At 44.5% G+C, this 21,991-nt stretch carries 22 protein-coding genes; 12 read left to right on the forward strand and 10 right to left on the reverse strand.

Annotation, left to right across the window (positions count from 1 at the left end):
- Positions 1-63: 63 nt before the first annotated feature.
- From OE749_RS18620 to cyaY, 8 genes are all read right to left on the reverse strand, one after another.
- The gene (locus OE749_RS18620) at positions 64-642 is read right to left on the reverse strand and encodes a TetR/AcrR family transcriptional regulator (RefSeq protein WP_404828193.1); all 579 of its coding nucleotides are present in this window, start codon (positions 640-642) and stop codon (positions 64-66) included.
- A gap of 608 nt (positions 643-1,250) precedes the next feature.
- On the reverse strand, positions 1,251-2,423 hold the full coding sequence (locus OE749_RS15915; protein WP_263713469.1) for a heme biosynthesis HemY N-terminal domain-containing protein: 1,173 nt from the start codon (positions 2,421-2,423) through the stop codon (positions 1,251-1,253).
- Positions 2,420-3,604 carry a uroporphyrinogen-III C-methyltransferase gene (locus OE749_RS15920; protein WP_263713470.1) on the reverse strand — a complete coding sequence of 395 codons (1,185 nt, stop codon included), beginning with the start codon at positions 3,602-3,604 and terminating at the stop codon, positions 2,420-2,422. Before OE749_RS15920 ends, OE749_RS15915 begins: the two co-directional genes overlap by 4 nt.
- Positions 3,605-4,330, reverse strand: coding sequence for a uroporphyrinogen-III synthase (locus tag OE749_RS15925; RefSeq protein WP_263713471.1), 726 nt, complete (start codon positions 4,328-4,330; stop codon positions 3,605-3,607).
- On the reverse strand, positions 4,327-5,256 hold the full coding sequence (gene hemC, locus OE749_RS15930) for a hydroxymethylbilane synthase (protein WP_263713472.1): 930 nt from the start codon (positions 5,254-5,256) through the stop codon (positions 4,327-4,329). The genes OE749_RS15925 and hemC overlap by 4 nt, the downstream gene beginning before the upstream one ends.
- 57 nt (positions 5,257-5,313) lie before the next feature.
- Positions 5,314-5,700 carry a DUF2914 domain-containing protein gene (locus OE749_RS15935; RefSeq protein WP_263713473.1) on the reverse strand — a complete coding sequence of 129 codons (387 nt, stop codon included), beginning with the start codon at positions 5,698-5,700 and terminating at the stop codon, positions 5,314-5,316.
- 122 nt (positions 5,701-5,822) lie between these two features.
- Positions 5,823-6,491, reverse strand: a complete 669-nt coding sequence (locus tag OE749_RS15940) for an alpha/beta hydrolase (RefSeq protein ID WP_263713474.1) — start codon at positions 6,489-6,491, stop codon at positions 5,823-5,825.
- A gap of 21 nt (positions 6,492-6,512) precedes the next feature.
- Positions 6,513-6,827, reverse strand: a complete 315-nt coding sequence (gene cyaY, locus OE749_RS15945) for an iron donor protein CyaY (protein WP_263713475.1) — start codon at positions 6,825-6,827, stop codon at positions 6,513-6,515.
- A 99-nt stretch (positions 6,828-6,926) separates the two neighbouring features.
- Between cyaY and gmk the strand changes: the two genes are divergently transcribed.
- From gmk to OE749_RS16005, 12 genes are all read left to right on the forward strand, one after another.
- Positions 6,927-7,571 (forward strand): guanylate kinase, encoded by a 645-nt coding sequence (gmk, locus tag OE749_RS15950; RefSeq protein WP_263713580.1) that lies wholly within the window; start codon positions 6,927-6,929, stop codon positions 7,569-7,571.
- 97 nt (positions 7,572-7,668) lie between these two features.
- On the forward strand, positions 7,669-7,941 hold the full coding sequence (rpoZ, locus tag OE749_RS15955; RefSeq protein ID WP_263713476.1) for a DNA-directed RNA polymerase subunit omega: 273 nt from the start codon (positions 7,669-7,671) through the stop codon (positions 7,939-7,941).
- A gap of 159 nt (positions 7,942-8,100) precedes the next feature.
- Positions 8,101-10,215 carry a bifunctional GTP diphosphokinase/guanosine-3',5'-bis pyrophosphate 3'-pyrophosphohydrolase gene (gene spoT / locus OE749_RS15960; protein WP_263713477.1) on the forward strand — a complete coding sequence of 705 codons (2,115 nt, stop codon included), beginning with the start codon at positions 8,101-8,103 and terminating at the stop codon, positions 10,213-10,215.
- 12 nt (positions 10,216-10,227) lie between these two features.
- Positions 10,228-10,614, forward strand: coding sequence for a RidA family protein (locus OE749_RS15965; RefSeq protein ID WP_263713478.1), 387 nt, complete (start codon positions 10,228-10,230; stop codon positions 10,612-10,614).
- An 85-nt stretch (positions 10,615-10,699) separates the two neighbouring features.
- Positions 10,700-11,419 carry a tRNA (guanosine(18)-2'-O)-methyltransferase TrmH gene (gene trmH, locus OE749_RS15970; protein WP_263713479.1) on the forward strand — a complete coding sequence of 240 codons (720 nt, stop codon included), beginning with the start codon at positions 10,700-10,702 and terminating at the stop codon, positions 11,417-11,419.
- An 86-nt stretch (positions 11,420-11,505) separates the two neighbouring features.
- A complete protein-coding gene (locus tag OE749_RS15975) occupies positions 11,506-12,153 on the forward strand; it encodes a peroxiredoxin-like family protein (RefSeq protein WP_263713480.1) in 648 nt (215 codons plus the stop codon).
- A gap of 160 nt (positions 12,154-12,313) precedes the next feature.
- The gene (gene recG, locus OE749_RS15980; RefSeq protein WP_263713481.1) at positions 12,314-14,389 is read left to right on the forward strand and encodes an ATP-dependent DNA helicase RecG; all 2,076 of its coding nucleotides are present in this window, start codon (positions 12,314-12,316) and stop codon (positions 14,387-14,389) included.
- Between the two features lies 1 nt (position 14,390).
- A complete protein-coding gene (locus OE749_RS15985; RefSeq protein ID WP_263713482.1) occupies positions 14,391-15,155 on the forward strand; it encodes a class I SAM-dependent methyltransferase in 765 nt (254 codons plus the stop codon).
- A gap of 15 nt (positions 15,156-15,170) precedes the next feature.
- Positions 15,171-15,644: a peroxiredoxin gene (locus OE749_RS15990; protein WP_263713483.1), complete on the forward strand. Its 474-nt coding sequence runs from the start codon at positions 15,171-15,173 to the stop codon at positions 15,642-15,644.
- Positions 15,645-15,738: 94 nt separating this feature from the next.
- Complete coding sequence (locus tag OE749_RS15995) at positions 15,739-16,923, forward strand: BaiN/RdsA family NAD(P)/FAD-dependent oxidoreductase (protein WP_263713484.1); 1,185 nt, start codon at positions 15,739-15,741, stop codon at positions 16,921-16,923.
- Between the two features lie 108 nt (positions 16,924-17,031).
- Complete coding sequence (locus OE749_RS16000) at positions 17,032-17,397, forward strand: hypothetical protein (RefSeq protein ID WP_263713485.1); 366 nt, start codon at positions 17,032-17,034, stop codon at positions 17,395-17,397.
- 54 nt (positions 17,398-17,451) lie between these two features.
- Positions 17,452-17,949 carry a hypothetical protein gene (locus tag OE749_RS16005; protein ID WP_263713486.1) on the forward strand — a complete coding sequence of 166 codons (498 nt, stop codon included), beginning with the start codon at positions 17,452-17,454 and terminating at the stop codon, positions 17,947-17,949.
- A 146-nt stretch (positions 17,950-18,095) separates the two neighbouring features.
- On the opposite strand, the gene OE749_RS16010 is transcribed toward OE749_RS16005, so the two are convergent.
- Positions 18,096-18,707, reverse strand: a complete 612-nt coding sequence (locus tag OE749_RS16010) for a YrbL family protein (protein WP_263713487.1) — start codon at positions 18,705-18,707, stop codon at positions 18,096-18,098.
- Positions 18,708-19,224: 517 nt separating this feature from the next.
- On the reverse strand, positions 19,225-21,840 hold the full coding sequence (locus OE749_RS16015; RefSeq protein WP_263713488.1) for a DUF4855 domain-containing protein: 2,616 nt from the start codon (positions 21,838-21,840) through the stop codon (positions 19,225-19,227).
- Positions 21,841-21,991 lie beyond the last annotated feature (151 nt).

The following is a 21,991-nucleotide window of genomic DNA, read 5'->3' on the forward strand; positions in this document are numbered from 1 at the left end:
GAGTGGTTGCTTATTTTTTGATGCCTTAAAATATATGGTATATATTGAAAGTAAACGCATACATTATGAAAAACTGTCGCAGAAAAACTCGACACTGGTGATAATTTCATCGTATGATAGGCCTCGTTGCACTTGAGTGGACACACCTGCGAGCATAGTCAGTAATAAATTGGCGAGTTCTGTCTCGTTTTGATATGTGTAGTGTTTTATATGTTTCGAAAAGAAAATTGCTAACTCTGTATATTTAGCTAACTTAACGTCATTAATGCTTTGTTCAGAAAGCATTTTTTCAGAAGTAAGTAGCAAGCAACCATGGCTGTTGTTCTCATTGATATAGAATTCAATAGAGCTTTCTAGACAGTATCTTAGGTAATCGCTTAGTAAGGCTGCTTTGTTGCAATTAACTGAAATATATTGTGTGTACTTTTTGAAGTAATTTTCCAAGCAAAGTGCATATAGATTCGATTTGTTTTTGTAGCTAGCGTAAATGCTTGTAGGCGGAACATTTAAAGCATCACATAGCATTGATATGGTGACGTTTTTGTAGCCGAGTTCTACGAATAACGAAGTGGCGACATCCAGTCCGTAGTCGAGTGTAAATGACCTAGGTCTACCACGTTTATTGATTTTTATATCAGACATTACATTAATGAGTGCAAACGAATTAATGTAATATTAGTTACAAAATAAATCATTGTAAAATAAAGAAAAATAATTTTAGGATTTTTAAATAGTAATAAGTAGAAAAAGGCCTGCTTTTACTTATTATTTTTTGTAGCGTTAGTTATATTAATTATACTTCTGTCTACTTCTTGCAGAAGAGAAGCCGATTTAAATTTGTCACGCACTGTAATAGTGTCTGCCTTTTCTTTGATCTAATTCTTTAGGGCAACCACCTGTTTTTCACTGTATTTTGGGGACAAAAGTTCGACGCTTTTTAGCGCACTTTTAAACCAACTATTCTCTTTACTTCGACGTCCGATTTGCCGTTTAGGAAACTCGCTTTTCATCAAGTTATCTTGCTTTTCTAGCCTTGCTAAAACGGATGCATATTTAGCCTGTTTAATTACGACTATTGCCTTCTTTTACACGCTTTTGGTGAGGTCGGATCGGCGTGGGGAGGGGAAAGGTATGATAAGAACATTCCCTTGGTTACGGTTGTGTATCAGCTGGAGGGGGCTTGTAAAAACCAGTAAAACATTCCGGCGCGATGGCCGGAATCATAGGTTTTGTATCGGCTGCGACCTTAATTAGCTCGCTGGCGTACTTCGTTTATACAACGCCAATGCGGCATCGTTTTGATGTGATTGCTCTTTTATTTGAGCAAGTAGCGCGATATCCTCGCGGTCTTCGCTTAATGCAATGGCTTTTGCTAACGCTTTTTCGGCTAAAATGAAATCATGGCTATGAAAGGCGAGATGCCCGAGTGCAGAATATAATTGAGGATTGTTACCCTCTACTTTTATCCACTTCTCTAATTGTTTAATGCTCGCCGTAGGTGAAGCTAGTTGTAGCTGCTTAAAGAGGGGTAAAAACTGAGATACGTCATCTTGCTTAGCAGTAAAAGCAAGCAGTTTCGCCTCTGCATCATGATGCATACCTTGCTCTATTAGCTGTTGCACGTATGCAACTTGCTGTGCGGGATCTTTTCGAGTTTTACGCGGCAGTGCTTCCCATGTCTGGTTAAGTTGAATTGCGCCTTCTTTACTGGCCACCTCGCTGAGTCTACCCTTAAGTGCCGCCTGTTTGTAATATGCGTAGTGCTCTGCCAGTGGTTTCTTCCATTTGTTTAAGGCGTCTTCCAACGTGTCCCACTTGCCTAAATTAAGGAGTGCGTTGGCATGCAACTGGATAATTGCGGGCTGCGATGTTGTCTGCTTATTCCGATTTGGGATATCTAGAAGAATGCGATTAGGCGTGCCTATTTGTAAATAAAGGGTATAAAGGCTTTCAAGTGCGCGAAGGCTTGTATAACTATGTGTGGTTGCTTCCTCAAATGCAGTTTCTGCCTCCTGATTTTGCCCGTTGAGTTGATATGCGTGACCCAATGCAAGTAGTTGTAAACCATTGAGATCTGCACCACGAACCTTCTCTAACAACGCAATTGCCTCTTTAGGATGGGCGTTCATCAGAGCGCCAACGCCCTGTGCTAAGGCTTTTTGGCGGTTAACGTGGCCGAGATTAGCAAGCCATTTCTGTGTATTAAATAGTACATTCCAAATCACCTTAACGAGACGATACGTCACCCACACAGCCAGTACTAGACCCAATAAAGTCAAAAAGGCACCAAATATCGACAATTGCAGCGTACCGTTTTCCATTACAATCAGAATATAACCATCGTAAGTATCTAGACGAGGGCCATATACCAGACCCATAGAGATGGTCGCAAACAGTATGGCTAGGACAAACAGTCGTTTCATAGAGCCTGCCCCTTATTGCTAAACGCATTTGAAACACGCGTTTCGAGAAGATCTTGCAACGGTTGAGAAGATGCAAAGGCATCCGGATAAGACTTTTCAACGTTAGTATCAAGGAGGTTTTGCAAGCTATTTGTAAACTGAACAACCAGAGTATGTTCAGTATCATAATGATTGATGATCAATGCCAATCCACGCTGTAAAGACTGGTAATAAAGCGCATTTTCCTGTTGCTGTACGGCCAGTTGTGCTTGCTGGAGCGCAAGTTTTAGCTGTTGGCGAATAAACCACTGCTGGTCTTCTGATAACAATGGTTTGATAGGTGCGGTTCTGGGCTGATAATTAATTAAATTTTTAACGAAAAAGTTCCACTGGCGCAATAAATTCGCCCGCCAATCACCGGCGTCTTCAGAAATCGTTGCGCCCGCTTCAGTACTCGGTAAATTTGGCAGAGCGATAGGTAACGCGTCCACTAGTTTCGTCAGGCCTGATACGGCAAGTGCGACTGACGTAACAGACACAGGATTAACTTGATTGAGGCGTTGAATATCCTCCGCAATCAAACGACGAATAGGGATCAGGCTGGGATCTGCAGTATCTTGCAAACGACTGTCGGCAGATTGAAGCATTAACAATGCGGTGCGAATATCGCCTTCGAGCCATACTTTTCGCCCTGCCATTCTGACCAGATAATCTGCTTCTGCAATCAGCCAGTCTGACGGACGTCGGCCTGAAACTTCGTTCAACTTTGCGGCCTGAATATTCACAAGGTGTTCTAAATCGGCAATTTGTGCTTGGGCGGCTGATAATGCATCCTTCATATTGCTTGTCTGTTCAGCCAACGTGGCGTCTACGCGACGCTCTAACTCGCCTTGGCGTAGGTTAACTTGTGTTTGCGCATCAAGAAGCTGAGTACGTTGTGTTTGTTGATTTTGCCATTGTAGCCAAAAATAATACCCAGCACCTATTGCGGCAAAAGTAAGGGTAAGGCTCAGCAAAGACACAAACCACAACATCAGTGGTGTGCGTGGCTTTTCAGCCTGTCGTACGGGACGAGTAGGTGGCCGAGATGTAGAAGAAGGTTTGTTCTTATTTTTTGCCGCTGGTTTGCTTGTCTTTAATTCTTCTTCCAGTGTGGCAAGTTTATCCTGACTCGAATCAGGATTATTTTTCTCATCTGCCATTTATCGCTCCATTAATGTTCTAACTTTGGCAATTAACGCATCGTCATTTGCGGCTGTGCTCACCGAAATCTGTTGAATACCTTTATCTTCCAATAGGTGCGCAATACGGTTACTGACGACAATCCAATGCTTTGACCTTGTCCAGCTAAACTGGTTGAGAGAGGCGAGTAATTCCGCTTGCTCTGCACTTGTGACAACGATCCACACAATTTCGTCGGGCCTGATCTCATCAGGCTGATAACATGATTGTAGACGTTGTCGTTCGTATACGGAAAACGGCGTTACAATTGCACCTCGTTGTATCAACGTGTCAGCAATGAGTGTCCGACCGCCCATACCTTTAAGAATAATTATTTTTCTATCACTGACAGAATGCAAGTCTTCGAGTGCAAGTACACCTTCGCTGGTTTCGTTTTCTGGGCTAATACTCTCAAGCCCCCTCGCTTTGAAGCACAATGCTGTAGAGCTACCTACCGCAATAATTCGCTTTGCCTTACGGATTTGCCTTGTGATAAGCGGGTTGCCTAATGCGGTGCGGGCCGCAAACGGGCTGACGCACACTACGATATCACTGTCACTAATTGGGTGGTGTGCAAGCCGATCCAAATCATCAGGCCTGATTACGTTGTCTATTAATGCGATGCCAGTGGCGTTTAGCCCCGCATGAGAAAAGGCTGCGAGGCTCTTCGTCAATTTGTATTTAGGCCTGACAAGCAGCACGCTCATTCGTTATACAAAGCCGCCAACAGTGGTTTAGCCCCTTGCTTAAGCAAGACGTCAGCAACGTCTTCGCCAAGTTGCTGGGCATGCGATGTCGGCGCGCTGGCTTCGTGCTTAATGATGGTTTTACCATCAGGCGAACCTACCAAGGCGGTCAATGTGATGTTATTACCGTCTAGTGTGGCGTAGCCCGCGATAGGGACTTGGCATCCACCTTCTAACTTGGCGTTCATTGCACGTTCTGCTATCACGCGAGTGTAGGTGTCTTGGTGAATGAGTGGTTTTAATAAGTTGATTAATTCCTCATCATCGTTGCGACATTCGATGCCGACAGCACCTTGGCCTACCGCGGGTAAGCTGACATGAGCAGGTATTTCTTGCGCAATTCGAGATTCAAATCCTAAGCGTATTAAACCTGCTGCAGCCAATATGATGGCGTCGTATTCACCTGCATCTAGTTTAGCGAGCCGCGTGTTCACATTACCGCGCAAGTCTTTTATCACAAGATCGGGCCTAAGGTGCCTAAGCTGGCATTGGCGACGCAGGCTAGAGGTACCGACAACCGCACCATCGGGCAAGCTGTCTAGTGATGTGTATTGATTTGACACAAATGCATCAAATGGATTTTCACGTTCACATATGGCGTGCAAACCGAAGCCTTCAGGAAACGCCATTGGCACATCTTTCATCGAGTGCACAGCGATATCAGCACGCCCTTCTTGCATGGCAATTTCCAATTCTTTGATAAATAGCCCCTTTCCACCGACCTTTGCCAGAGGTGTATCAAGAATTTTATCGCCAGTCGTACTCATTGGAACAAGTTCGACACGAATGCCTGGGTGTGCAGCTTCAAGCTCGGATTTGACGTATTCTGCTTGCCATAACGCTAGGGCGCTTTTTCGAGTAGCAATACGTAGGGTGCGATCAGTCATGTTACTTCCATTCATTGGAAAGAGGGGGCAAGCTCTTTCTCGTTCGGCCCGAGGTTTTTATTTGGCCGTTACCGTAAAATCATGGCTTAGCAACATCAGGTCGTCATGCCAAACCTGTATTTGCCATTCTCCTGCCCAAGAGGCCATTATATTCTTTGAAGAGTAGGTGCGATAGTTATTGCTTCTCACGTTTAGCGTAACAGCGGCCATCTGTTGGTCTTTATATAGCCAACGATGAACGATGTTTTTTCCCGCCATTGAACCGACATGAGTGAAAAACATAACCTGTACTATATCACCCTCGGACACGTCTACGTTATGACCCAGATCATCAACGGGTTCCCGCGATTCAATCGCTGTCGTTAGCTGGCTATTCATTATTTCGGCACTCGCTACGAAAGAAACGAAGCTTGTTACTAAAATAAACCATAAACGTGCTGCCATTATTCTCTCCTTACCGTCTAGTCTGCTTGCCAAGCACAGTATTGCTCGGCAATGGCTAACCTTAAAGACTAGTCTATTTTTGACGACCAGATGAAAGATGCCGTCGTGTCATCAGCCAGTGACTATAGGAGCCTGGTGCGTAGCCAAGCAGAAATATCTTTCAGCTCCTGCTCACACACATTATGCTGCATACCGTATTCATGCCAGGTGATGTTATATCCTAAATCTTCCATCACCTGATAGGCGGCTTTACCCATGTAGATAGGAACTACTTCATCAAACTGACCATGACAAGCCATGAATGGTGTGCCTTTATTCGCTTTGTGGGCGAGCTTACCCACATTTTCAGGCTCACACATATAGGTAGATAGCGTGAGTACGCCTGCGAGCGTTTTGTCATATTGTGTCGCTAAATGATAAGCAATTACGCCACCTTGAGAGAAGCCCGCTAATATAATGCGATCGGATGGAATGCCTTTTTCTATTTCAGCATCAATCAGCTGCTTCACCTGTGCTGCTGAGGCATTCACACCATCAATATCAGCGCGTGAACCAAAGTCGAGGCTTTTAATGTCGTACCAAGCTCGCATTTGCATGCCGTTATTGATAGTAACGGGCCTTACTGGCGCATGCGGAAATACAAAGCGAATACGGTGATCGTCTGGTAAATCTAATACGGGTACGATAGGGGCGAATCCATTGCCGGAGTCACCCAGCCCATGCAACCACACAACGACGGCATCGTGTGCTTGGTTGGGGTTCACTTCAACATAAGGGAGTTGCTCTGTCATAGTATCCTTTCCTAGCAGTAATTAGCGAAAATGTACGTCGGTTTCGGCTTGTTTGCTAGCCGCATCGTCCATAAAACTCCAGAACTCTGCACCAGTGCGCTCATCAATCCATTTACCATCTTGGTGATTGAAGTGATGACCATTAAATTTTGTCGCTACCCATATTTGATGAAGCGGCGGCTGCTTGTTGATGATGATTTTCGTTTTATTTTGAAAAATCAGTGTCAAAATGCCACCCGCAGATTCACAATCTATATCTGCCTCACATACGTCAAGCGCGTCTTCTAGCTCAATGAAAATTTCGTCTACCAACTCATGGTATTGACTGTCATTCATGAATTCATCACCTATATCAAATTTTTAAGGATGGGTAATCTCTGTGATTATGCTACCATTGCTTACTTTAACCGACACATTATTTTCGAAATTTATTGTATGGCACAGGCGCTAGGCAACCTATTTATTCTTGCGGCTCCCTCTGGAGCGGGCAAGTCGAGCTTAATCAAAGCTCTTCTTGAAAACCATCAAGACACCAACATGCATAATACCAAAATGCAGGTTTCTGTGTCTCACACCACGCGTGATCCACGTCCGGGTGAAGTCGATGGCGTTCACTATCATTTCGTATCTAAAGACGAGTTTAAAGCGTTAATCGATCAAAATGCCTTTTTTGAATGGGCAGAAGTGTTCGGAAATTATTACGGCACGTCGAGAATAACGATAGAAGAGACGCTTTCTCAGGGCATCGACGTCTTTCTAGACATTGACTGGCAAGGCGCGCGTCAGGTAAAAGCGCAAATCCCTGATACGGCAACGATTTTTGTCGCGCCCCCTTCTCAGGCTGAGTTAGAGCGCCGTCTTCGCGCGCGCAATCAGGATTCAGATGAGGTGATCAAATCACGTATGGAAAAAGCCGTGGCGGAAATTTCCCATTATCATGAATTTGATTACATCATTGTAAACGATGATTTTGACGCCGCGCTAAATGAACTTGAAGCCATAGTGGCTGCGCGTAGATTACGAAAAGTGAAACAAGTTGTCAGACACCAAACCCTATTCGACGATTTGTTAAAAGACTAAAATACACGAAGGATCATTAAAGATCTTTTCAACAAGGTGAGAAAAACGTACACTATGTGGCCTTTTTTTCATCTATAAGACCTTGACGGAGAACATCATGGCTCGCGTAACAGTTGAAGATGCCGTAGATAAAGTTGGTAATCGTTTTGATTTAGTGCTGGTAGCAGCGCGCCGTGCGCGTCAAATCGCCACTGAAGGTAAAGAACCGATGGTACCAACGGCAAATGATAAGCCAACGGTAATCGCTCTTCGTGAAATCGAAGAAGGTCACGTTACTTCAGACACGATCGAGCAAGAAGACTTGCGCGATCAGCAGCAACAAGAGCAAGCTGAGTTTGCTTCTGTTGCAAACATTTTGTCTGATCAGTAGTGCTTATGGCCCGAATTTATTGCAATTCGGGCCTGACTTTCCTCTTATCTTTTGATTTTCTTCACCTTATTCTTAGGATGAAGATTGGCAACCGCGCTAATTAACCGTATTCTTACCCTAAGAGCATCTTAAGCAGTTTAGTTAAGTGGTATCTATCGCGTGTATCTATTCGAAGGCCTGAAAAATAAAGTAAGTGAGTATCTTCCTCCCGATTTGGTGGAAGAAGTGCAGCGTGCCTATGTGTTGGCACGAGACGCCCACGATGGCCAAATGCGGTCAAGTGGCGATCCTTACATTACTCACCCTGTTGCCGTAACCGGCATTTTGGCTGAGATGCGCCTTGATCATGAAACTCTCATGGCCGCACTTCTGCACGATGTGATTGAAGATACCCATTATGATAAAGACGACTTAGTTAACGAGTTTGGTGAAACCGTTGGTGAGTTAGTTGAGGGTGTCTCTAAGCTAGATAAAATCCAATTCAGCAGTAAGCAGGAAGCGCAAGCCGAAAACTTTCGCAAAATGATGATGGCAATGGTGCAAGACATTCGCGTCATTCTCATTAAATTAGCTGACCGAACTCATAACATGCGTACACTGGGTTCCTTGCGACCAGACAAGCGTCGCCGTATTGCCCGCGAAACCCTCGAAATTTACGCACCCATTGCTCATCGTCTTGGTATTCACGACATTAAAAATGAACTCGAAGATTTAGGTTTTCGAGCTATGTACCCAATGCGATACCGTGCGCTTAAAGCGGCAGTAAAGCAAGCGCGCGGCAACCGTAAAGAAATCATCGAAAACACACGATTAGAAGTCGAGACCCGCATTGGCGCTAAAGGGATTGATGCGCAAGTTGTGGGGCGTGAAAAGCACCTGTATTCCATATATCGCAAAATGAAAAACAAAGAGCTGTTGTTCAATGAGGTAATGGATATTTACGCGTTTCGTGTCATAGTCGGTTCTGTAGATGATTGTTATCGCGTGCTAGGCGCAATGCACGGTTTATACAAACCTATCGAAGGGCGTTTTAAAGATTATATTGCAATACCCAGAACCAACGGTTATCAGTCGTTGCACACGTCACTTATTGGCCCTCATGGTATTCCTGTAGAAATTCAGATCCGTACACAAGAGATGGATCACATGGCGGATAAAGGCGTTGCAGCGCATTGGCTATATAAAGAGCCAGGCGATCAAAAAGGGACTACTGCCCAAGTTCGCGCACGCAAGTGGATGCAGTCGTTGCTGGAGCTTCAGCAAAGTGCCAGTTCGTCGTTTGAATTTATCGAGAACGTAAAAACCGATTTATTCCCAGAAGAAATTTACGTATTTACGCCTGATGGGCGCATTATTGAACTGCCTATGGGCGCAACGCCGGTTGATTTTGCGTATGCTGTGCATTCCGATGTTGGTAATTCCTGTGTAGGCGTTAGGGTCGAGCGCCGTAATTATTCATTGAGTAAACCGCTCGAAAACGGTCAGACGGTAGAAATTATTACATCGCCACGCGCTAAGCCGAATGCTAACTGGTTGAATTTTGTTGTGAGTGCAAAAGCGCGCTCATACATACGTCAATACTTAAAACGCCAGCGTGCAGAAGAAGCCGTCAATATGGGAAATCGTCTTCTTCGTCATGCGCTCGGCGCTAAGAAGCTCGACGATATTGAACAAGTCGATATTGATCGTGTGGTAGCTGAAACGAAACATGACGATTTTGATTCGTTGCTCGCAGACATTGGTTTGGGTAACGAGTTAAGTGCTATCGTTGCGCGCCGTTTGTTGGGTGAAAGCGACGACATTCCTGATAAAGGCCGAAATGTTGCCATAAAGGGAACCGAAGGGCTATTAGTGACCTATTCTCGCTGTTGCCATCCTATTCCCGATGATGAAATTGTTGCTATTTTAAGTCCAGGGCGAGGCATGGTGATTCACCAAACTGGTTGCAGCAATATTCGTAAATTGAGCCGAGAGGAGCCTCAGCGCGTACTACCCATGAAGTGGGATGAAGATCCTCATGGCGAATTCAAGGCTTCGCTGCGTATCGAACTGATTAATCATCAGGGTACACTCGCGAAACTCACCAATGCTGTGTCTGGTAGCGACTCAAACATTATTGGGCTGCAAACCGAGGAAAAAGAGAGCAATATCTACTACGTTGATATTGAGCTGACGACAAAAAATCGTGTGCACTTAGCAAATGTCATGAAGCGAATTCGCTCTATGTCAGAAGTGCAGCGTGTATCAAGACACAGTCAATCTAAACAACTCTAGGGTTTATTACGTATGTCAAAGTCAATTATTCAGACAGATTTGGCGCCTTCGGCCATTGGTACTTATAGTCAGGCGGTGAAGTCGGGCACCACCGTGTATTTGTCAGGGCAAATTCCGCTTGTGCCAGAAACAATGGAAATGGTGTCTGAGGATTTTGCTACGCAAGCCACGCGTGTCTTCGATAATGTTAAGGCTGTGTGTGAAGCGGCAGGTGGCACCATTAACGATATGGTAAAAGTGAATATATTCCTGACAGATTTAAGCAACTTTGCTACCGTGAATGACATTATGAGTCAGTATTTTGCTCAGCCTTATCCTGCTCGCGCTGCCATCGGTGTGAAGGCATTGCCAAAAGGCGCACAGATTGAAATTGACGGCATCATGGAATTGCCAGAGTAATCTATATTCTGGGAGGCCGAGTGCCTCCCATTGTTAATGTTATCACCATTTCGATATCTCAATGAATTACCCCAAGTAGAACACTATGTCTCCAGAACGCTATAACCGTATTCGCGAAATGCTTCGTATGCGCCAAACCGATCTTACTGTACTGATGGAAGAAGTGCATAAACCCCATAACGTATCTGCCGTTGTGAGAAGCTGCGATGCCGTTGGTATTCATGAAATTCATGCCGTTTGGGATAAAAAAACACGCTTACGTCGTGGTACGGCAATGGGAAGTCAAAACTGGGTAAAAACCCACTCACATGACACAATCTCGGATGCTATTGGTCACCTAAAAGGACAGGGCATGCAAGTGTTAGTGACGCACTTGTCTGACACAGCAGTAGATTTTAGAGATATTGACTATACCAAGCCGACCGCGATTATTCTGGGACAAGAAAAGTATGGCGCAACCGACGTTGCCATTGAACAGGCTGATCAGGATATCGTTATTCCTATGGTAGGTATGGTGCAGTCATTGAATGTGTCGGTAGCGGCAGCACTCATTTTGTACGAAGCGCAACGCCAGCGTCAGCAAGCGAACATGTATGACAAGCAAAATGTATCAGAAGCAGAATGTCAGCGTATTTTGTTTGAAGGCGGATTTCCTAAGCTGCGTAAAATGTGTGACATAAAAGGCATTCCTTACCCCTACATTGATGAAACTGGACAAATCGCCGAAGGCGATGACTGGTGGAAACAACTACAACTTACCCCCGAAAAGCTCGCATCAATTGAACAGGGTAACGACGAATCGTAATATTTTTCATTAACTTGAAAGTAATTTACTCGCGCTCAGGTCTAGGTAGCGGACAAACACACACGTTTATTAATAGGATGCTACCTATGAAATCAATCTCATCAAAACTGGCTTTTGCGTTGCTAGGCCTTTGTCTCTTTTCTGTTAGCACACACGCGGCATCATCATCGCGCCCTGCAATTGCTGAATCTGCTGAGCTGGTCACGCCCTTGTTGAATGGGCAGACCGTGAGTAAAGCAACAGTAAAAACAGCCGACGGTGCTGTGGTTAGCTTGAAAGCCATGTTCATGCAAAAGCCGACAATAGTGTTATTTTATCGCGGTGGTTGGTGTCCGTATTGTAGCCGTCAGCTAGCGGGGCTTAAAGATATTGAAGCGCAACTGGTTGATTTGGGCTATCAGGTGTTGGCCATTTCGCCGGAGTCGCCAGAACGCTTACAAGCACAGAAGTTGGAAACTGAATTTGCAGTCACTCTGTTAAGTGATGAACAGCTTAATGCAATCAAAGCATTTGGTGTCGGGTTTTACATGGATGATGCAACCGCGAAAGATTATCAGCAAAGTATGCAAATTTCGCTAACAAAGGATGCCGATACGGGTAAGCCAGTGCTGCCCGCACCAGCGGTATTTGTGGTGGATAAAAACGGTCAGGTGGTGTTTAACTACGTTAATCCGAATTTCCGCGTACGTATTTCTCCTGAGTTGCTGTATCAAGCAGCGAAGCTGTCTCGCTAACACACGTTTTATTGTCTCACTCTGCTATTGGGCGGGTCACCAGATAACGGTGAGCGCCCAGCTTCTAACCACTTCATTCCTCTGACTTTTTCAAATCTTGCTAACTAAGGTATGATACAGGTATCTCGTTTTTGCCAACTATTTCTTACTCAAGGACACAATGCAATCACTGGCTAATGTTCCGGTTACCTCGTTAAAGGGGGTCGGCAGTAAAGTGGCAGAAAAGCTTACGAAACTTGGGCTTTTTACTGTTCAGGACGTGTTGTTCCACCTTCCACTTCGTTATGAAGATCGCACGCGTATTTATGCGATTTCTGATGCACTACCTTTCACGCATGTCAGCATTGAAGGGGAAGTCATGTCGGCAGACGTGCAGTTTGGCAAAAAGCGCATGTTAACCGTGCGTGTCAGTGATGGTACGGGCACGATTACCCTAAGGTTTTTTCATTTTTCTGCGGCGCAAAAAAACAATTTTGAAAAAGGGGTGGTAGTAAAATGTTTCGGTGAGGTGCGCGCTGGTAAATATGGCTTAGAAATGATGCATCCGGAATATCGTATACATTCGCCAGATACACTAAGCCAGGTAGAAGAATCACTGACGCCAGTTTACCCTGCAACTGAGGGAATTAAGCAAATCACGTTGCGAAATCTATCTGAGCAAGCGCTCACTTTAGTGCAAAAGGGCGGGTTAGCTGAATTGCTACCTGAAGGATTATACGCGCAGCAAGTGAGTTTAACGGATGCGCTGAATACCGTACATCGACCTCCACCCGACGTGGCATTGTCGCTATTAGAAGAAGGCAAGCATCCCGCCCAGCGCCGACTTATTTTAGAGGAGTTACTGGCGCATAATCTTAGTGTATTAAAGGTTCGACAGCAGAGTCAGGCCCATAAAACCTTTCATATTGCGCCAGATATTTCACTGATTCATCGTTTATTAGATAACCTGCCGTTTTCGCCTACCGGCGCGCAGCAACGTGTGGTTGAGGAAATTCAAACTGACATGCAGCGCGATGTACCCATGATGCGGCTTGTGCAAGGTGATGTAGGCTCGGGTAAAACCCTTGTGGCCGCGTTGGCCGCGCTTTCCGCTATTGGTGCAGGGTATCAAGTGGCATTAATGGCGCCCACTGAATTACTGGCCGAACAACATGCTAACAATTTTCAAGCGTGGTTAGCTCCTCTTGCGCTATCTGTGGGGTGGTTGGCCGGAAAGTTAAAGGGCAAGGCCCGCGAACAGGTGCTATCACAATTAGTTGAAGGACACATAGATCTGCTGGTGGGAACACACGCAATTTTTCAGGACAACGTACATTTTAATAATCTCGCGTTGGTGATTGTGGACGAACAGCACCGTTTTGGCGTACATCAGCGCCTTGCATTACGAGAAAAAGGCGAGCACCAAGGCGCCTATCCTCACCAATTGATTATGACGGCAACGCCGATTCCACGCACGTTAGCCATGACGGCGTATGCAGACTTAGACACCTCAATCATAGACGAATTGCCACCGGGTAGAACACCGGTTAAAACCGTTGTTATACCCGATACACGGCGAGAAGAGGTGATTGAGCGAGTGCGCAGTGCTGTCGTGAATGATAATCGACAAGTCTATTGGGTTTGTACCCTCATAGATGAGTCAGAAGTGCTTCAATGTCAGGCTGCCGAAGATACCATGGTGATTTTGAAAAGCTTACTTCCAGAGCTTAAAATTGGTTTGGTGCATGGACGTTTAAAGGCGATTGAAAAACAGACCATAATGGCCGCTTTTAAAGCAGGTGAACTCGACTTGTTGGTTGCGACTACGGTAATTGAAGTTGGGGTTGATGTGCCCAATGCGAGCTTAATGATTATTGAGAACCCTGAGCGATTGGGATTGGCGCAATTACACCAGCTTCGTGGTCGGGTTGGGCGAGGCTCAGTCGAAAGTCATTGTGTATTATTGTATTCCAGTCCATTGTCTAAAACAGCCAGTAAACGCCTAGGTGTATTGCGTGAATCTAATGATGGGTTTTACATTGCGCAGCAAGATTTAGAAATACGCGGCCCTGGTGAGTTACTGGGAACAAGGCAAACAGGGCTGGCAGAGCTGCGCATTGCAGATTTGGTGCGTGATGCCGAATTGATCCCCCAAGTACAAACGATGGCAACCCATTTGTGGGACAATCACCCCGCGCATGCGCAAGCAATTATCAATCGATGGATAGGAAATAAACAAAAATATGGTCATGCCTGATATGTCAGTTCTTCCTCCTGTCAGTGCAGAATCTGACGCACTTATTGATCAGGCTCAACAACTCGCTCGTCGATGGGGGTTAGCATTTAATGCTCACGTCGATGCGGGACTTGTGCTGATGCAAACCGCAGAGCGAGTGGAACTACGCCAATTAGATGAACCTAAGTTAGGCGCTGTATACGTTGATTTTAACTCAGATGCATTAGCCTTTAGGCGGTTGCATGGCGGTGGCAGAAAAGAGTCTATCGCCAAAGCGGTGGGCGTAAAAGGTCAAGCATTACCACGAGTGTTAGATGCCACGGCGGGTTTAGGAAGAGACGCCTTTGTACTGGCAAGCTTGGGGTGTCAGGTCGATATGATTGAGCGTTCGCCAGTGGTAGCCGCATTATTGGCAGACGGTTTGAAGCGTGCAGAACATGCAGCAGAATTGTCAGCTTGGTTGCCGCAAAAAATGCAATTATTTCATGGTGTGAGCTATGATGTGTTATCAGATTGGCAAGGTGAACAACCCGACGTCGTTTATTTGGATCCGATGTTCCCACACCGCAAAAAATCTGCTGCGGTTAAAAAAGAGATGCGAATTTTTCAGCATTTACTTGGGCCTGACGAAGATGCCGATAAATTGCTTATGCCTGCGCTGGCATTGGCTGCCAAGCGCGTCGTGGTGAAACGCCCCGATGCCGCCCCGTTTTTAGCCGAAACGAAGCCAAGTATGGAAATAAAAACCAAAAAGCATCGTTTTGATGTATATATAACGAATACGTAATGGGAGAAATCAAAAATGATATCTGTTGGAGCTAGATTACCTGAGTTTTCATTCAACCGCATAGTGAATGGAGAAATGACCCACTCTCACACGAATGAGTTGTTTAACGATAAACGTGTGGTGTTATTTGCCGTACCAGGCGCGTTCACACCTACCTGCTCAGCTGCGCACTTACCAGGATTTGTTGCTTTGGCTGATAAGATCAAAGCCAAAGGCGTCGACGAAATAATTTGCTTGTCGGTAAATGATGCTTTCGTCATGGACGCCTGGAGTAAAGCCAATAACGCAGAAGAAATCGTCATGATATCTGACGGCAATGGCGAGTTTGCTAAAAAAATTGGTTTAGATATGGATACTGACAACTTTGGCGGTATTCGCTCATTGCGTTACAGCATGTTGGTAGATGATGGCAAAGTGGTGAAGTTTAATCTGGAAGATCCTGGCCGCTTTGAAACCAGCGATGCACAAACGATGCTAGAAAGCCTCTAAGTACTGTTTTCACCGGCATTAGCTACGATGAAACCGCGCTTTTCAGCGCGGTTTTTTGTTATACTCCGCGCGATTTTCATCAGAGGTAGTAAGCATGAGCATTCAACGTGACGTGATCGTAATTGGCGCTGGCGCAGCAGGTCTTTTTTGTGCTGCACAGGCAGGTAAACGGGGTCGCAAAGTGGAAGTGCTTGATCATGCAAAGAAAGTCGGTCGAAAAATTCTGATGTCAGGCGGTGGCCGTTGCAACTTTACCAATATGTATGCGGGCCCCGAGAATTTTTTATCTGATAACCCGCATTTTTGTAAATCTGCCCTAAGTCAATATAGCCAATGGGATTTTATTGGGCTGGTGGCTGAATATGGGATTGCTTACCATGAAAAAACATTGGGGCAATTATTCTGCGACGAGTCTGCTAAAGATATCGTGAACCTGTTGCTCAGTGAGTGCAACAACGCGAAGGTAAAAGTAACGACCCATTGTGACATCATTTCGGTAGAAAAAAACGCGCAAGGATTTACACTCCACACCAGTAAAGGGGAGTACCAGTGTGAATCTTTAGTCGTGGCTACAGGTGGCTTATCTATGCCCAAGTTAGGGGCATCGCCATTTGGTTACCAGTTAGCTGAGCAATTTGGCTTACCAGTTAAACCCACGCGCGCAGGCCTCGTACCTTTTACCCTCCATGAGCAAGATAAAGACGTACTAGCAGAGCTATCAGGCGTGTCGGTAGACGCCAGTGCAAGTTGCAACAATACCTCGTTCAATGAAAGTATGTTGTTTACCCACCGCGGATTGTCTGGGCCAAGTGTGTTGCAAATTTCCAGCTTTTGGCATGGTGGCGACGATGTTGAATTTGACTTGTATCCTCATGGTGACTTACTGGAGATACTTAAATCCAGTGCAACAAAACAGCCTGATGCCAATTTGTCTACCATTCTCAGCCAGCACTACTCCAAACGCATGTGTAGCGTGCTGCTAGCGTATTTCAACTTGCCCAATAAGCCCATGAAGCAATTCCAAGGTAAACAGCTCGAACAGGTGGCAGACGCATTTCACCAATGGCGAATTAAACCCAATGGCACAGAAGGATATCGCACTGCCGAAGTCACCTTAGGCGGCGTTGATACCGATTATTTGTCATCCAAAACTATGCAGGCAAAAAACGTAGATGGACTGTTCTTCATCGGCGAAGTGGTCGATGTAACGGGCTGGCTCGGCGGATTCAACTTCCAATGGGCATGGTCTAGCGCCTGGGTAGCAGGGCAGCATGTGTAGATAAAAACTTATAATAAAAATTGAACTGAGTATTGTCGTTTTTATCATAAGCACGTCGTTGATTTAAGAGCTTTTGCTACCTAAGTTTTCTATGATGTGTTTTTTAGTATGTCAGATCCATCTACTGAGATATGTGTAGTTAGTGTAGGTAGTCCAGCAAGTTACGTGGCAAATGATGGTCCATGGGTTAATAATCAGCAAGACTTAAAGCTCAGACTGCGTATTGCAGGAAATATTTCTGTAACAGGTTATGATTTTTTGAATCACGATCTGCTTGAGACTTATATGTCTCCACAAGCATCGCCTAGAGTGATGAGTGCAGTCATGTCTGAATTCGCTGATATGCAAGACGGTAGCTCAAAATGCACTAGTTATAGAAACAGTTATAGGGTTTATAACAAAAATGGAGCACAGCTATACAGTACAAATGGATTTGTGAGCGTCCCAGTTCTGACGCATGGACTGTGGACATAAAGTGTAAATAATATAAAAAGAGTGGGGAGTCTCGCTCATTATTGGATGGCGGTAATGATTAGGAAGATTAAAAATGTTTCAAGTGTTGTGTTTACCGCCTTAATTGTTTGTCTCACAGTATTACTTACATACTTTTTTTTCTTCGATAAACCGTTTGTCTTCGTCTTGCGTGAATGCGGAATTGAAGGAAACTATCCCTCAGATGAGGTATTCCGAGAAATAATTGAAGTAAACAGTGTTTATTCAATTAACTTTGACAGTGAAAATGTCAACGAGATTGTAGTCGAAGATCAGGGGGCCGTTGGTTATTTATATCCCAGATTTTTAACTACCGGAATGAATATCCATCGTAATGTTACAAACATCCTGTCTACAGGAAGAGTTCTTAAAGTATACCCTGCTACTTTAACTAGCTTAGTCGGAGGGGCGAGAATTAGGATTCTAGTAGAGCTCGAGCTAGATGGAAAAAGGTATTTTTCTTTTGAACCCTTTCTAGATGAAAGATTTGTAGACCTACAAACTAGAGGGTGTGAAAACCTTATTGATGATTAAGGTTGAATTATCATTGATACTCTGTGTTAATCATTGCAGAAACTTCATTAAAGTCTTTTTTATATTAAAGGAAGTGGGCAATCGATTTTTGTAAGCGGCGTGCCGCAAGCACGCCGGTGAATAGCCTTTTTAACAAAAGATGGAAGCTAGTATTGTACTTCTATGGATGACATAAACCGTTGCCACTTACGCGCGATTTTCTTTTTTCGGAATGTCTCTGAATAGTCACAAAGTTTAAAGAAATCTGAGTTAACTGCACCGTCAATAATCACGATTTCATCGTGCTCCAGACCTCGCCTGACAACGACATTGTCGATGGCTAAATCACTGAGCTGAATGGGGGTATGCATCAGATAATCTTTCAGGTTGTCTGTTAGTATTTTTACCTGAGATTGCGTTGCGCCTTGAGCGATGTAGGCGTCAAGAGTGCGTGATATATCTCCGTTAGCATCTCGTACTAGCGTAAACACTCCGCCAGTGCCTTTATTTGAGTGAATAACACCCTTGAAACCTGCCAAGTGCTTTTCACTTACTTTAAGTTGTTGATAACGCTTAGCGTATTTAATCTCTCGGGCGAGTTGCTTGTCAGACTTAAATATGGGCTTTAATACCTTAACACATAAGGTATTGTCAGTTGGGTGCATATAACAGACGCGCCTGTTGCCCTGTGCGATGTATAAATCATCGGTTAGCTCAAAAAAGGGAAGATGAGCGTTCGTTTGAGACGGTTTGCTCAATGCTGTTGATTGGGTGTACATGCTATTCATTTCCTTTGTCGCAAGCATATAAAAAAACAAAATATCGAGACTTCGCGCATAGAGCACGAAGGAACAACCTATTTGTTGATGAGGAAACCCATTTCACAAAGAAAGGGCTATGAGGCTACATGTGTTGTAGCGGGTTTTGATGGCATTTACGCGCTAATACAAGCGTGATGCCTATGTGGCCTTCCATGTGCCTTATTATGATGAGTGACGTAATCGTTCTTCAGAGCATCTTGCTCTAAGCCGGTAATTATATTGAATAAACGTATCGCCAGCAAGTCAGCGCTACGTGGCTGGGTTTCACACCTATTTCACACTTAATGACATAGGTTAGTAACGAGTATACGAAGAATGGAATTACATTATGCTGGTTAGTACATTACCTCGAATTGAATTATCAAATGTCGCTCAGTCATTTCAATCGAATAGCCAAGGGAGTCTGAAAGGGATGTGAAATAGGGGGCAGAGCATTACCAATAGGTTTAACTCTGCACTCCCTTGTAGAGAAGAATTACTTAAGATGAGGGCGATTGATAAGCAAGGCTTTTGCCTTGCTTCCGTTCCCTTTTCTAAAGGTAACTATGGCTTTGTGGCCAGCGCTATTTAAGCGCAATGTTTGTTTTTGCCATGATGAATATGTTAACAACCCATTGGTAGATTTGGGTGTTTGTTCGCCTGCTCCCAGACCTTTGAGGGTTGATTGCGTTATTTCCATAATCTTGCCTGAAGCGTCTAAATAGATAGCATCAATATCAATATCAGATTGGCATTGAGTATCATTGAACCGTTCACAATTCACGCGACTTAAGAACTGAAGGTCGCGGTTGCTAGTACCTGACAGATCAAAAATGAAACGCGCCATGTTGTTGTCATCTGAAAGCCGAATGAGCTTGGCTTGATCAATAGCAACTGGTTCTCCTGAGAACGAGGTGTCAGTTTCCGGTGAAAGGGTGTCTGCAAGTTTAACGTTATCTACTAAGACGTCACCACTGCAATACCAGTTACGTAGGTGCACTTTTGCTTCGGTAGCGCCTGCCGGAGGCGTAAATGAGTAGCTATGAAGCGCCTTATCCGAACTCGCGAGGAAATATTGGTAGTGTAAACCTAAAAATGATGACCAAGTAAGTCCCGATGCGCTAGATGACATTAGATTTCCATGTTGGTCATAAAATTTTATACCTGCTACGCCATTATATGAGGAACAGTTGGTGCCAGAAGTAAGCTGTGACTCAAAGCGAAGTTGATATCTAACGCCTGAATGGATCGGAAGCGCTCTCTCAGACTCCACAAACTGACTTTTGTTTAGCTTAGCGGCTTGTGAAAACGCCAACAGGTCATTCTTTGCAAATACGCCTTGAGACGTTTTCCCAAAAACGTAAGCTGGGTAGGTGCTCACGGGCTCCTGAACAGATACATTGTTCCAGTTTATACTTGCACTTCCGCTCCACTTGCCTAGCACAAATTCAGTATTTACCGAACCAATAGGTGGTTTGAATGAAATTGCAATATGCTTGGTAGTGGTGGAGGTAGCGATATATTGATACCAGCCATTTACGTAGGATGAATACTTAAGGTACGGCGTGCCAACATCGCCGCTGGTGATACTGTTTCCATCTTTATCATAAAACCTAAGTACGGCTATACCAGAATAAGTTTGCCCATCATTACTACTTTCTTTCGCATCAAATCGGAAGCGATAGTATTTGCCTGCAACAAGTGGAGCATTACCGATAACGGGGCGCTCTGAGCCAGCAGTTATAAATTGATAATTGGCAATATCAATATGGTTGTTTTGACTGAACGTGCCATTTGTTGTCCAGCCAAAAAGAGAAGAGGGATTGTAATCTGAGAGAATAGTTGAGTTGTAGCCCACATGATAGCCACTAGGCGACACTAAATCGAAATGCTCAAAACCACCATTGACAATGTAACCCTCTCTTGCGCGTTTGCTGAGTAAATATGCTTCTTTGTACATCCAGTGAGTCGTGGGTGACAAAGAAAGATCATAGTAAGTTCGCGCTGAATCGTAGTACATGATCGGAAATTGATGTAAACCTAGGTAACGATCGTAATCTGCATAGTTGATGATTTCTGGAAAGAACTCCTTATCTTGAGCTCGATTTAAGAAAGCTTGATATCCATTGGTTTCGATGTTGAAGGCGATATTGTTAAATCCATTGTAGAAGTTATATGTCCATTTAATGACTTCTTTATCAACCACATCCTTCCATTTAAATCCACCGTGAAATGCATTTGGCTGAAGGTAAACACTGTCTAATACTGAGCCGCTTGTAGTTTGTACAGCTCCCCCGAATGTGCCTTCCTCCTTACCTTGATAAGCGGTGTACATCGACAGCCCGCCGCTTGATGCATAATAATTTTGATACGGCGATGAAATCAGGCTCATTGATGGCGAAATAGTATTTAATGATGCCTTCAAATTGAACAGGAAAGTGTCTGATTGCGCGCTGCCATCATTTCTGAGAAGGTCCTGATTGCCACCGTCTACTTTAATTGACTCTCTGGCGAAGTAAAATCCGGCCATTTCAATAGCGCTATTATTATTACGCGCTTTCCAGTTTTGAAATTCATCGTACACGGCACGCATGTACTCATTAAATTCTTTCAAATAATGCGGGTTGTGAGTACCGTTTGCTGATACAGCCTGTGTTTTAGGGTAGGGAATTGCGAAGTAAACCGATATAGATGGCACCTTGGTTTGGTAAGTACTCCCCAACGCTTGATTAACATCCGATTCCGCCTGTTTGAGCACATCAAGGTAGCCACCTAAACGAAATTGCTCATCGATATAGTTCGTCATTCTTACCGAACGGCTGCATGTGGTCTCAGAGGTGCATGTACCTAGGTTACCTCCTGTGCTGAAATAACGAACACTTTCCATCATCACCATTGCGTCCATAAAGGCATCTACTGGTTGGCCATTCTCATCCACGTAAGAAAGCATACGCTTAAAAAACTCTCGTTGTTCTGACGGAGAAACGGTGAGTACTTCGCTGGTGCCCGTTTTGGCGTAAAACAGGTATGTATTGTCTGGTGATACTGGCGAGGAGATTGCTGAAAACGCACTGAATCCAAATAGCGCCGCAGCTACCAATGAATATTTCATAGATAAATCCTTATATTTTAAGAGGGTAAATAGACCCAAGGCTTATGCTATATGAAATGGTGGTAGGGTAAAATAGTTGACCTAATTTTGGTTTGCATGTCGGTACGCTAACTATGTGTAACGCTCAGCGGATAGAAAACCGTGCTGTAAT

The organism is Fluctibacter corallii (assembly GCF_025751585.1).
Lineage (GTDB): Bacteria > Pseudomonadota > Gammaproteobacteria > Enterobacterales > Alteromonadaceae > Fluctibacter_A > Fluctibacter_A corallii.